We start from the raw sequence: 12,796 nt of genomic DNA, 5'->3' as shown, positions 1-12,796 counted from the left end.
CCGTTGTCAGCGCCAAACGGCCTTACTTTTGTTTGGCCGCCTCCGCTTCCTCGACCGCTTGGGGCAAGTAGTAGCGGTAGGCGCGGTAGCCGGCCCAAGCGCTGGCAAAGCCTAAGATGATAAAAATGGTGGCGATGATATACGTCACCGTTGTCTGATACAAAAACAATTGGTTGATTCCGAACAAGGCGACGAACAGCCCGAGCGCCACGCTCGCTTTCGCCGAGAGAAAGCGGCGCTCGATCGGACGTTCCGAACGGACGTAGCGGATTTTATAATAGACGTAAAACGAAAAGGAAAATATAATGAAAATAACCAAAGCTGGCATGGTGGATCCCTCCGTTGTCCATTTCGTTTTCCATTGTACATAGAAGCAGGGAAAAAGGCCAGCGGTTGACTATGACAGGTGACGAAAAAGGGGAAAAACGAATGAAACCGGTTCAGCAACAAATTGTTGATGCGATTCGCGAGTTTGACACGATCATCATCCATCGCCACGTGCGCCCGGATCCGGACGCGTACGGATCGCAAGGCGGGTTGGCGGCGCTGCTGCGGGCGTCGTTTCCAAACAAGCGGGTGTATGCCGTGGGGACAGACGACCCGTCGTTGTCCTTTTTACGCCAAATGGATGTCATTGACGATGCGGTCTATGAGCAGGCGCTCGTCATCGTCTGTGACACAGCCAACGAGGAACGGATTTGCGACAGCCGCTACCGGCTTGGGCGAAAGCTCATTAAAATCGATCATCATCCGAACGACACGCCGTATGGCGACATCATGTGGGTCGACACCGCCGCCAGTTCAACAAGCGAGATGATTTATGAGTTGTATTTGTCTGGGAAAGACGAAGGGCTGACGATGACCGCTGAGGCGGCGCGCCTCATTTACGCCGGCATTGTCGGCGATACGGGCCGCTTTTTGTTTCCGCGCACGAGCGAAAAAACGTTCCGCTACGCCGGGGAGCTCATTTCGTACGGTTTTTCGCTGGCGGAATTGTACGACGGATTGTATCGAACGAGCTTGCCGCTTGCCCGCTTAAGCGGCTATGTGCTGTCGAACTTTACGATCGAAGAAGGAGTGGCGGCCGTCAAAATGCCGCGGGCGCTGCTTGAGGAATATGGGGTCACCCCGCTCGAGGCGTCGCAGCTTGTCAGCTTGCTCGGCAATATCGACGGCATCATCGCTTGGGTGTTTTTTATTGAGGAGGAGAAGGACATCCGCGTCCGCTTCCGCTCGAAAGGACCGATCATCAACACAGTCGCCAAACGCTACGGCGGCGGCGGACACCCGCTTGCGGCCGGCGCGTCCATCGCGTCATGGGAAGAAGCGGATCGCGTTATTGAGGACGTGAAGGCCATCTGCCGCGCTGAGCGGTAGCCTCAACGCTATTATTCTAGCGCCTGCCGCTGCATTCCGTTTGGAGTGCTGTCACCCGGCGGCGGGGCGTCGCGCTTGCGGTGGCGACGCTGAGCAGGGATTGTGCTTGAGAATTGCGGTTACCCGGCGCCGGGATGTTGCGCGTGCGGCGGCGCCGGGAAAAGGGCTCCGCCCGCTTCGGGCCGCTTCTTTTGCCGCCGGCGCGCGAAGGCGTGGCGGATTACGGGAGCGGCGTTACTTTTACTTCAACGGCTAAAACGGTGAAAATGGTGAGGGTGTGAAGTTGCAGCCGGTATTGTTTTTCATGGATTGAGAACGTTTTGTTCTCGACGGCCCGCTTGATCAATTCACGGCTGTTGTACACTGTTTCAATGTCCTTTGTAATTAAATGGGACAAGTCTTCTTTGACGCTGTCTTCGATGCGGAATGTCGTGTACGAATCAAATTTATACTGCTCAGCGTTGGCGAGATGAACAGTGATGTCTTGGACGGTCAGCTTTTTTTTCATTTCTTTGTTGTAATGAATATAATCTTCCTGCCAGATGCGAATCTCTTTTTGCAGATCGGCGATTTGCTCGTTCAGCTCATTGACATGCCGCACTTGTTTTTCTTGCAGAACGCCGAAAATGTATAAAAAGACGAACCAACTGATCAGCGCTCCGATCGCGACGCCGGCAAAAAAGCGTTGCCATGATGGGGATTGATAATACGGAGGAATTCTCATGGCGAAATGTGCTCCTGCGTCAGCCACGTAACGATGGCTACCCCTGTTTGCGCGCCGCCCATGGCAGACAAAATGAGCAAAAATTGGCGCACAATATCTTTCGTTTCGCCAAGAAACAGCCCCCGTTCGACGACATAAAACGTATCAAACGTCCCGCCGATGGCGGCCACCACCGCCCAAATGCGCAAATCGCCGGCGAACCGATACATGGCGGTCAGCGGTTGGCCGCCGCTCAAAAAAGCGCCGAGCGCGCCGATCATGGCGCCGCCGAGCAGCACGCCGACCGCGATAAAATAGCTTTGAATAAACGCCGGCAAAAAAGCCACTTTTTCGTTCATCGGTTTCCCCGTCCTTTCTTTATTTATGTATATCAGGCCATCGGACGCAATATGTAGCGGAAGAGAAAGTTTTCGCCCGCGAAACGGAGAGGGGGAGGACCATGTCGTTCGTTCATTTGCATGTGGTCAGCGCGTATAGCTTGCTGCAAAGCGCGGCGACGGTCGAGGCGCTTGCGGCCAAAGCGAAACAGCTCGGCTATGAGGCGTTGGCGCTCACCGACCGCCATGTGCTGTATGGCGCCATTCCGTTTTACCGGGAGTGCGAGCAGCACGGCCTCCGCCCCATCATCGGCATGATGACGGATGTCATCCTCGAGGGAGATGAAGCGGCATTTCCGCTCGTCCTGCTGGCTGCCAATGAGGAAGGATACCGCCATTTAATCGAAATCAGCACAGCGGTGCAAATGGGGGAAGAAAAGCGCATTCACGAGGACGTCCTTCGCCGCTTGAGCGGGGGAATCATGGCCATCACGCCAGGGTCTAACGGGCGGGTCGAATCGCTGCTCGCCGCTGGGGATGTGGCGCGGGCGAAAGAGACGTTGTTCCGCTACCGCCAGCTGTTTGCTGGCCGCCTGTATATCGCCATCCAGCGCGGCGAGCGGTGGCGCGCGCCGTATGAGGACGGGCTGCGGCGGCTTGCGGAGGAGCTCGGGATACCGCCCGTTGCGACGAACGATGTCCGCTACGTGGAGCGCGAGGATGCGCTTGCGTTTCGCTGCTTGCAGGCGCTGAGCCGCGGGGTACCGCTCGCAAACATTGCTGAAGAGGACGGGCGTCACTTGGCGGCGCCGGACGAGATGGCCCGCCGCTTTGCCGATTGGCCGGAGGCGCTTGCCAACAGCATCGAGATCGCCAATCAGTGCGCGCTCCGCCTCGAGTTTGGTCGCCGGCGGCTGCCGAAGTTCCCGGTGCCGGATGGGGAAACGGCGGATGGCTATTTGCGCCGCCTTTGCGAACAAGGACTCGCTCGCCGCGTGCCGTCAGCGGATGCGCGCTATTGGCGGCGGTTGGAGCACGAGTTGGCTATCATTGAATCGCTTCGTTTCAGCGACTATTTTTTGATCGTCGCCGATGTGCTCGCCTACGCGCGCCGGCGCGGCATCATGACCGGACCGGGCCGCGGCTCGGCTGCCGGCTCGCTTGTCGCTTACGCGTTATCGATCACCGATGTTGATCCGCTGGAATACGGGCTGTTGTTCGAGCGGTTTTTAAACCCGGAGCGCGTGTCGGTGCCGGATATTGACTTGGACTTTCCCGACGATCGACGCGAGGAAATGATTCGTTACGTCGCCGACAAATACGGTCATGATCGCGTCGCGCAAATCATTACGTTCGGCACGTTCGGCGCCAAAGCGGCGCTGCGCGAGACGGCGAAGGCGCTCGGCCTTCCCGGGGAGGAAACGGAGCGGGTGATCGCGCTGCTGCCCAACCGGCAAGGACTCACGATTCGTCGCTGGCATGACGAATCGGCTGCCTTTCGTCGGGCGGTTAGCGCCGTGCGCGGCGGGGATCGTTGGCTTTTTGTAGCGCAAAAACTGGAAGGCTTGCCGCGCCACACGTCGATTCACGCCGCCGGCGTCATCATCAGCCCCGAGCCGCTGCTCGCCCATGTGCCGCTGCAGCCTAGCCACGGCCCATGGCCGCTCACGCAATACGCGATGGGCGCGCTTGAGGCGCTAGGGTTGTTGAAAATCGATATTCTCGGGTTGCGCACGTTGACGCTGCTCGGCCGGATGGTGCGCCTCGTCGAGCGGCAGACGGGGCGGCCGTTTGCGGTTGACGCGCTGCCGCTCGATGATGCCAAAACGTACGCGCTCCTTAGTTCGGGGGACACGAACGGCATTTTTCAGCTCGAATCCGCGGGAATGAAGCGCGTGCTTGCTGAACTGCGGCCGTCCGAGTTTGAGGATTTGGTCGCGGTCAACGCGTTGTACCGCCCCGGCCCGATGGAGATGATCCCTGTTTACATCCGGCGCAAGCGCGGCGAAGAGCCGGTGTCGTATGCGCACCCGGATCTGGCTCCCATTTTGGCGCCGACTTACGGTGTGTTGATTTATCAGGAGCAAATTATGCAAATCGCTGCCCGGCTGGCAGGCTTTTCGCTCGGACAAGCGGACGTGCTCCGGCGGGCAGTGGCGAAAAAGGAAAAGGCGCTGTTGGCCGAGCAGAGAGAGGCGTTTGTCGCCGGCTGCCTTGCGAACGGTTACGCCGAGGACGTGGCCGAGGAGCTGTACCGGCACATCGTTCGCTTTGCCCATTATGGTTTTAATCGAAGCCACGCGGTCAGCTATGCGCGGCTGTCGTATGCGATGGCGTATATTAAAGCGCATTATCCGCTCTGTTTTTATGCGGTCATGTTGGCGGATGCGGCCGGCGATCGGGAAACGATGGCGCTTTACAGCCGCGAGGCGGAGCGGAAGGGCCTTCCGGTTTTGCCGCCGTCGATCAACCGGAGCGGCTATCGGTTTGCGATCGAAGGGGAGGCGATCCGCACGGGGCTTTCGGCGGTGAAGCATGTCGGCTCGGCCGCGAAGCTCATCATCGATGAGCGAAAAGCGCACGGGGCGTTTGCCGACTTTTTCGACTTTGCTGTTCGCCTGCTGCCGAAAGGATTGGCGCGTCCGGCGCTGGAGGCGCTGATTTCTGCCGGTGCCTTCGATGAGTTTGGAGTCGAGCGCGCCGTCCTTTCAGCGAGCATTGAGATCGCCGCCGAACATGCCGAATGGCTGAGCGCGTACGGGAGAGCGATCGGATTTTCACCCCAGCCGAAATACGCCGAGGCCAAACCGTGGACGCCCAGCGAGCGGCGCCGCCGGGAGAGAGAATGTCTCGGTTTTGCCGTCACCCCGCATCCAGCGGCGGTATGCCGACCGTTGTTTCAGGCGGCGCATGCCGTGTTCGCCGCTGAGGCGGACGGCCCGTCCGTGGTGGTCGGGGGGGCGGTCGCGCAGCTGCGGAAAACGCGGACGAAGTTTGGCGAGGAGATGGCGTTTTTGACCATCGGCGATGAAAGCGGAGAAGTGGAGGCGGTCGCTTTTCCACCGATATATGCCCGCGCTGCTGCTGAGCTCGTGGAGGGAGCGTTCGTTTTGCTTTCCGGGACGATGGAAAGGCGCGGAGGACGGCGCCAGCTCGTCATCCGCCGCGCGTGGGGCTTGCCGGTGTCGGCGCTCTACATCAATGCCAGCGGCGCGGACAGCGGCCGGCTCGCTGCGTTGAAACAGCTGCTTGAACAGCATAGCGGCCGCACGCCTGTTTACTTGTATGACGAACGCAAACGCGCGCTTCTCCGCCTGCCGGAGCGGTATGCGGTAGCTTTGACGGCGCCCTTTGTCGATGAACTGATCGCTTTGTTCGGATTTGGCGCCGTTGCCGTCAAATAAATCGCTCTTTACGGAAAAGCTCCATGGGCAGCGCGATCTGCCCTCCACTTTTCTTTTTCGGTGTTGCAGTATAAACCAGGAAACCGATACAATGGATCATAAAGGAGGGGCTCCCTCATGTGGAAAGACTTATTTGGCAAAAAGAAAAAATACGCGCCGCTGCCTGCCGAACAACTGAAGCATGAAGTTCCGGAAGGCGTGATGACGAAATGTCCGCAATGCAAAAAAATCATGTATACGAAAGAATTGGTCAAAAACTTGCGCGTCTGCCTAAGCTGCGGCTACCATCACCCGCTGCCGGCGCGCGAGCGAATTGCCAGCCTTCTGGATGACGGCAGCTTCCGCGAGTATGACGCCGATATGATCTCGGTCAATCCGCTCGGTTTTCCGGGCTATAGCGAAAAGCTGGAAGAAGACCGGCGCAAGTCCGGACTGAACGAGGCAGTCGTCACCGGCGAAGGGACGCTTGACGGCCATCCGCTCGTCATAGCTGTCATGGATTCGTCGTTCCGCATGGGCAGCATGGGCTCGGTTGTCGGCGAAAAAATCGCCCGCGCCGTTGAACAGGCGAGGGAGCAAGGCGTGCCGTTTCTCATTTTTACCGCGTCCGGCGGCGCCCGCATGCAAGAAGGGGTGCTAAGCCTCATGCAAATGGCGAAAACGAGCGCCGCGCTCAAACGATTCAGCAACAGCGGCGGCTTGTTCATTTCCGTCATGACCCATCCGACAACCGGCGGTGTATCGGCGAGCTTTGCCTCGCTTGGGGATTATAACTTTGCCGAACCGGGGGCGCTCATCGGCTTTGCCGGCCGCCGCGTCATCGAGCAGACGGTGCGCGAAGAGCTGCCGGAAGACTTCCAGACGGCGGAGTTTTTGCTGAAGCACGGGCAGCTGGATGCTGTCATCCATCGTCATGAGCTGAAGGAAAAGCTGGCCGTTGTGCTGGCGATTCATAACGGAGGAGGGGAAGCGGGATGGTGGCGGAATTAGAATTTGAAAAGCCGCTTGTTGAGCTGCGCGGTAAAATTCAAGAGTTGAAAGAGTTCATGAAAACGGCAGACGTTGACTTATCGGCGGAAATCGAAAAGCTGGAGGCGCGCCTAGCGAAATTGGAAAACGAAGTGTACGCGAACTTGACGCCGTGGGATCGCGTGCAAATCGCCCGTCACCCGCACCGGCCGACGACGCTCGATTACATCGAGCGGCTGTTTACAAACTTTCTCGAGTGCCACGGCGACCGCTGCTTCGGCGATGACGAAGCGATCGTCGGCGGCATTGCCATGTACGACGGGCTTCCGGTGACGGTGATCGGCCACCAGCGCGGCAAAGATACGAAAGAAAATTTGCGCCGCAATTTCGGCATGCCGCACCCGGAAGGCTACCGGAAAGCGCTGCGGCTCATGAAGCAGGCGGAAAAGTTTTCCCGTCCGATCATTTGCTTCATTGATACAAAAGGCGCCTATCCGGGCAAAGCGGCGGAAGAGCGCGGGCAAAGCGAGGCGATCGCCCGCAACTTGTTTGAAATGGCGGGACTCACCGTGCCGGTTGTCTGCATCGTCATCGGCGAAGGCGGAAGCGGTGGGGCGCTGGCGCTTGGCGTCGGCAACCATATTCATATGCTCGAAAACTCCACGTACTCGGTCATCTCGCCGGAAGGGGCGGCGGCGATTTTGTGGAAAGACGCCTCATTGGCGCAGCGGGCGGCGGAAACGATGAAAATCACCGCTCACGACTTAAAAGCGCTTGGCGTCATTGACGAAATCATCCCAGAAGTGAAAGGTGGCGCCCACCGCAATGCCGATGAACAGGCGAAAGAAATCGACCGCGTGCTGCGCGCTTCGCTGAAAGAGCTGCTGGCGCTCGACGGCGAGGCGCTCGTGGAACAGCGCTACGAAAAATTTAAACAAATGGGCCGCGTCTCGTTTTTACAAGAGACGATTCGGGCAAGATAAGAAACAAGCTGTCCTCCGCTGGCGGGACAGCTTTGTTCTGTTTAAAAAATCGCCCCTTGTAAGCCGTTTCAGCGTGCGTTCCCTGTTGTGTTCAACAGGCGTTCATGGTACATTAGGAATGTTTAGAGGCGACAGACGTATGAGGTCGGACGTGTGCAATTCGAGACAAATGAGGTGGAAGTGATGAAACGGATTGGTGTATTGACGAGCGGCGGCGACTCGCCGGGCATGAACGCGGCCATTCGCGCGGTCGTCCGCAAAGCCATTTACCACGGCGTCGAAGTGTACGGCGTGTATCATGGCTATGCCGGACTGATTGCCGGCAATATCAAAAAGCTTGAAGTCGGCGATGTCGGGGATATTATCCATCGCGGCGGCACGATTCTTTACACCGCCCGCTGTCCGGAGTTTAAGACGGAGGAAGGGCAGAAAAAAGGAATCGAGCAGCTGAAACAACACGGCATTGAAGGGCTGGTCGTCATCGGCGGTGACGGGTCCTACCAAGGGGCAAAAAAATTGACCGAGCATGGCTTTCCGTGCGTCGGCGTGCCCGGGACGATCGACAACGATATCCCGGGGACGGATTTTACCATCGGGTTTGATACGGCGTTGAACACCGTTATTGACGCCATTGACAAAATTCGCGACACGGCGACGTCGCATGAGCGGACGTATGTCATTGAAGTCATGGGCCGCCATGCCGGCGACATTGCCTTATGGTCGGGGCTTGCCGGTGGGGCGGAGACGATTTTGATCCCGGAAGCGGACTACGATATGGATGATATCATCGCTCGCTTGAAGCGCGGCCATGAACGCGGCAAAAAACATAGCATCATCATCGTCGCCGAAGGAGTCGGCAGCGGCGTTGACGTTGGGCGGCAAATTCAAGAGGCGACCGGTTTTGAGACGCGCGTGACGGTGCTTGGCCACGTGCAGCGCGGCGGATCGCCGACGGCGTTTGACCGCGTGTTAGCGAGCCGTCTCGGCGCCCGGGCGGTCGAACTTTTGCTTGAAGGCAAAGGCGGTCGTTGCGTCGGCATCCAAAACAACCGGCTCGTCGACCATGACATCGCCGAAGCGTTGAGCCAAATTCATACGATCGATCAGCGGATGTATGCGTTGTCGAAAGAGCTGTCGATTTAACAATTTTGAAAACCATCTCCCGGCGCCAAGAAAGGGCGAGCGGCGGTCCCATGGGCCCGCCGGGAGAGGAAGCGCGGTTGGCAATCATTGACGAATATGCTAGTCTACGAGTAGAGCAGACATTTCGGAATGAAAGACAGCGTAGTCGGGATGGTGTCTTGCCGTTCGGCAAACACGTCCAAGCCGCTTGAAGCCCCCGCCTGTTCGGAAGCGGCGGGGAGTTCACTTCCCGAGGGGAAAGGAAGAAGAAGCGATGAAGCGGAAAACGAAAATTGTTTGTACGATTGGGCCGGCAAGCGAAAGCGTGGACAAGCTTGTGCAATTGATCGAGGCAGGCATGAACGTAGCGCGCCTCAACTTTTCGCACGGCGATCATGAAGAACACGGGAGGCGCATTGCCAACATTCGCACAGCGGCGCAGCAAACCGGGAAAACGGTGGCGATTTTGCTTGACACAAAAGGTCCGGAAATTCGCACGCATAACATGGAAAACGGCGCCATCGAGCTGAAGGAAGGCGCGAGGCTCGTCATTTCGATGAACGAAGTGCTCGGGACCCGAGACAAAATTTCCATCACTTATCCGGGACTGATCGATGACGTATCCGTCGGCTCGACCATTTTGCTTGATGATGGGCTGATCGGCCTCGAAGTCACGGCGATCGATAAAGAAGCGGGGGAAATTGCCACCACTGTCTTAAACGGCGGGGTTCTGAAAAACAAAAAAGGGGTCAACGTTCCCGGCGTGCGCGTCAATTTGCCGGGCATCACCGACAAAGATCGCGCTGACATTTTGTTCGGCATCCGCCAAGGGATCGACTTCATCGCTGCGTCGTTCGTGCGCCGGGCGTCCGATGTGTTGGAAATCCGCGAGCTGCTTGAAGCGAACGATGCGCTCGGCATCCAAATCATCGCCAAAATTGAAAACGAAGAAGGCGTGGCCAACATCGATGAAATTTTGGAAGCAGCCGACGGCCTCATGGTGGCGCGCGGCGACTTAGGTGTGGAAATTCCGGCTGAGGAAGTCCCCCTCATCCAAAAAATGCTCATTAAAAAATGCAACATGCTCGGCAAGCCGGTCATTACAGCGACGCAAATGCTTGATTCAATGCAGCGCAACCCGCGTCCGACGCGGGCGGAGGCCAGCGACGTCGCCAACGCCATTTTTGACGGTACGGATGCGGTCATGCTTTCCGGGGAAACAGCGGCCGGCCACTACCCGGTCGAAGCGGTCCGCACGATGCACCAAATCGCGCTTCGCACCGAACAGGCGTTGGAGCACCGCGATATTTTGTCCCAGCGTACAAAAGAAAGCGCGACGACGATTACTGATGCCATCGGCCAGTCGGTCGCCCATACAGCGTTGAATTTGGATGTCGCGGCGATCGTTACGCCGACGGTGAGCGGAAAAACACCGCAAATGGTGGCCAAATACCGCCCGAAAGCGCCGATTATCGCCGTCACTTCAGACGAGGCGGTATCGCGCCGGTTGGCGCTCGTCTGGGGCGTCTATACGAAAGAAGCGCCGCATGTAAACACGACGGATGAAATGTTGGATGTGGCCGTTGATGCGGCGGTGCGTTCCGGTTTGGTGAAGCACGGAGACTTGGTCGTGATCACCGCCGGCGTGCCGGTCGGGGAAACCGGTTCGACGAACTTAATGAAAGTGCACGTCATCAGCGATCTGCTCGCCAAAGGGCAAGGCATCGGCCGCAAGTCAGCGTTCGGCAAGGCGGTCGTCGCCAAAACGGCGGAAGAGGCGTGCCGAAAAATGGTGGAAGGCGGCATTTTGGTCACCACCAGCACCGATGCCGATATGATGCCGGCGCTGGAAAAAGCGGCGGCGATCATCACCGAAGAAGGCGGGCTGACGAGCCATGCGGCCGTCGTCGGGTTAAGCCTCGGCATTCCGGTCGTCGTCGGGGTCGAGAATGCGACCCGCCTGTTTCAAGACGGACAAGAAATCACGGTCGACGGCGGGTTTGGCGCCATTTACCGCGGACATGCGAGCGTCTTGTAGCCGGTCCACATCAAAAGAGGGTGTCCCCAATGGATGGGAACACCCTCTTTCCTCATCTATTTTTTGTGCCGCGCGATATGTTAAGCCTGTCTTCACGGAAGACGGCTTTTTCCGCCGCCCCCTTTCGCCTAAACCGACAAACGGCAGCTGCGCTCTGTCAGTTATGCGGCCGGCTTGCCGATGATAAACCGCCAAATGTCGCGAAAGACGTTGGCGCTGTGAAGGGTGCGGATGATGACGAGCGCAACCGGCCCGGCGATCAGCCCGAGAAAGCCAAGCAGCTTGAAGCCGACGAACAAAGCGATGAGCGTGGCGAGCGGATCAAGGCCGATCGATGAGGAGAGCACTTTCGGCTCCATAATCTGCCGCTGGACGAGCACAACGATATACAAAACGCCAAGGCCGATCGCAAACGGGATGTCGCCGCTCACCGCCGCGTAAATGATCCAAGGGACGAATACGATCCCGGTTCCTAAATACGGCAAAAGATCGACGAACCCGATGATCAAGGCGATGGTAATCGCGTAATCGACGCGCAAAATCAACAGGCCGATTAACACGATGACCGTCGTAATCGAAATGAGCGTCGCCTGCGCTTTCATAAAGCCGAACAGCGCCCGCTTCAAATCGACGAACACCGTTTTGCCGCTTGTGCGAGCTTTCGCCGGCAGCCAGCGCTGCGCCATGCGCATGAGCCGATGCCAGTCTTTGCTGATGAAAAACGTGGCCAGCAGAGAAAAAATAAAGACGGTCGCGATATTGGGCAGCCAGGCGAGAAGCTGGGGAATGTTTCGCAAAATCGTTTGGATAAATTCCCCTACCGTTGTGCCGATTTTTTGCCCTACCGACTGGATGTTTTTCATGATCGTATCTTGCTGCTGGCTGCTTAAACTTTTGAACATGCCCGCCAAATCTTTGTAGATCGGGATGAGCTGATCGGCAACGAACGTTTCGATGTACGAAACTAGTGCTTGAAATTTGCTAGGCACGACATCGGCCAAATATTGCGTTCCCGACACGATTTCGGCGATCAACAGCGTCACGATCCCAGCGACGGCGGCGAACAGGACGATAAGCGTGACACTGACCGCCAGCCAGCGCGGCATTTTCGCTTTCCGCTCCAGCCCATCGACGAGCGGATTAATGAGCAGGGCGATGAAGAAAGCGATGATAAACGGGTACGTCAACGTTGCGATGTAATACAGCGCCCAAACGCTAATGCCGGCGATGGCAACGACGAAAAAAAAGCGCAAAAAACGGTCGACATACACTCGGGACAATGTTTCACCCCCAACCGAATCTCCATATGGATAATATTACACGTTTGTTTACGAAGAAGCAAAAAAAAAAACAAGTTTCCTATCCCGCTCGAAGGAGGATGAGCCGCCGTGAATGAATCGGTGTTGTTTTTGCTGGCGCTGTTGGCGCTTGGCTTGCTGTCGAAAAACGAGTCGCTTGTGATCGCAGTCGCTGTGCTGCTGGCCGTAAAGTGGTCCGGCTTTAGCGAGCCGCTTTTGTCGATCCTTCAATCGAAGGGGATTCATTGGGGAGTGACCGTTATTACGATCGCGGTGCTCGCTCCGATTGCCGCTGGACACATCGGCTGGAAAGAGCTCGTTGGTTCACTGCAATCGCTGTCGGCTTGGATCGCTTTGTTATCTGGCATTTTGGTCGCCTTGATCGCCAAAGGAGGAGTGACACTGTTGGCGAGCGATCCGCAAATGACGGCCGCTTTGGCGTTCGGGACGATCATCGCCGTCGCGCTTTTCCATGGTGTGGCGGTCGGTCCGCTGATTGGGGCTGGCATTGCCTATGCGGTCATCAAAATGGTAGAATATTTTTAACCGCTCGGGCAAACGACC

11 protein-coding genes are annotated in these 12,796 nt (G+C 57.4%); 7 read left to right on the top strand and 4 right to left on the bottom strand.

From position 1 onward, the window contains the following. Nucleotides 1-22: 22 nt before the first annotated feature. Nucleotides 23-328 carry a YtpI family protein gene (locus ACTVIM_RS13340; protein WP_445612866.1) on the bottom strand — a complete coding sequence of 102 codons (306 nt, stop codon included), beginning with the start codon at nucleotides 326-328 and terminating at the stop codon, nucleotides 23-25. 101 nt (nucleotides 329-429) lie between these two features. Between ACTVIM_RS13340 and ACTVIM_RS13335 the strand changes: the two genes are divergently transcribed. Further along, nucleotides 430-1,377: a DHH family phosphoesterase gene (locus ACTVIM_RS13335; protein WP_445612865.1), complete on the top strand. Its 948-nt coding sequence runs from the start codon at nucleotides 430-432 to the stop codon at nucleotides 1,375-1,377. A gap of 220 nt (nucleotides 1,378-1,597) precedes the next feature. On the opposite strand, the gene ytrI is transcribed toward ACTVIM_RS13335, so the two are convergent. Together ytrI and ACTVIM_RS13325 are read right to left on the bottom strand one after the other, a co-directional pair. After that, nucleotides 1,598-2,101, bottom strand: coding sequence for a sporulation membrane protein YtrI (gene ytrI / locus ACTVIM_RS13330; protein ID WP_033019501.1), 504 nt, complete (start codon nucleotides 2,099-2,101; stop codon nucleotides 1,598-1,600). Next, nucleotides 2,098-2,439, bottom strand: coding sequence for a YtrH family sporulation protein (locus ACTVIM_RS13325; protein ID WP_033019500.1), 342 nt, complete (start codon nucleotides 2,437-2,439; stop codon nucleotides 2,098-2,100). The genes ytrI and ACTVIM_RS13325 overlap by 4 nt, the downstream gene beginning before the upstream one ends. A 101-nt stretch (nucleotides 2,440-2,540) precedes the next feature. On the opposite strand from ACTVIM_RS13325, the gene dnaE reads away from it, so the two are divergent. The 5 genes from dnaE to pyk all read left to right on the top strand — a co-directional run bounded on the left by dnaE (nucleotide 2,541) and on the right by pyk (nucleotide 10,934). Further along, the gene (gene dnaE / locus ACTVIM_RS13320) at nucleotides 2,541-5,822 is read left to right on the top strand and encodes a DNA polymerase III subunit alpha (RefSeq protein WP_445612864.1); all 3,282 of its coding nucleotides are present in this window, start codon (nucleotides 2,541-2,543) and stop codon (nucleotides 5,820-5,822) included. A 117-nt stretch (nucleotides 5,823-5,939) separates the two neighbouring features. Next, nucleotides 5,940-6,812, top strand: coding sequence for an acetyl-CoA carboxylase, carboxyltransferase subunit beta (gene accD, locus ACTVIM_RS13315; RefSeq protein ID WP_445612863.1), 873 nt, complete (start codon nucleotides 5,940-5,942; stop codon nucleotides 6,810-6,812). Then, nucleotides 6,797-7,774 carry an acetyl-CoA carboxylase carboxyl transferase subunit alpha gene (accA, locus tag ACTVIM_RS13310; RefSeq protein ID WP_445612862.1) on the top strand — a complete coding sequence of 326 codons (978 nt, stop codon included), beginning with the start codon at nucleotides 6,797-6,799 and terminating at the stop codon, nucleotides 7,772-7,774. The genes accD and accA overlap by 16 nt, the downstream gene beginning before the upstream one ends. 183 nt (nucleotides 7,775-7,957) lie before the next feature. Then, nucleotides 7,958-8,917: a 6-phosphofructokinase gene (gene pfkA / locus ACTVIM_RS13305; RefSeq protein ID WP_033844305.1), complete on the top strand. Its 960-nt coding sequence runs from the start codon at nucleotides 7,958-7,960 to the stop codon at nucleotides 8,915-8,917. 253 nt (nucleotides 8,918-9,170) lie between these two features. Beyond that, entirely contained in the window at nucleotides 9,171-10,934 is a 1,764-nt protein-coding gene (gene pyk, locus ACTVIM_RS13300; RefSeq protein WP_445612861.1) for a pyruvate kinase, read from the top strand. A 161-nt stretch (nucleotides 10,935-11,095) separates the two neighbouring features. On the opposite strand, the gene ytvI is transcribed toward pyk, so the two are convergent. Next, entirely contained in the window at nucleotides 11,096-12,214 is a 1,119-nt protein-coding gene (ytvI, locus tag ACTVIM_RS13295) for a sporulation integral membrane protein YtvI (protein ID WP_445612860.1), read from the bottom strand. A 108-nt stretch (nucleotides 12,215-12,322) separates the two neighbouring features. Between ytvI and ACTVIM_RS13290 the strand changes: the two genes are divergently transcribed. Further along, nucleotides 12,323-12,778, top strand: coding sequence for a DUF441 domain-containing protein (locus ACTVIM_RS13290; protein ID WP_061912418.1), 456 nt, complete (start codon nucleotides 12,323-12,325; stop codon nucleotides 12,776-12,778). Nucleotides 12,779-12,796 lie beyond the last annotated feature (18 nt).

The sequence above is a fragment of the Geobacillus sp. YF-1 genome, from assembly GCF_052692335.1.
This window is presented reverse-complemented; position numbering and strand designations above follow the sequence as displayed.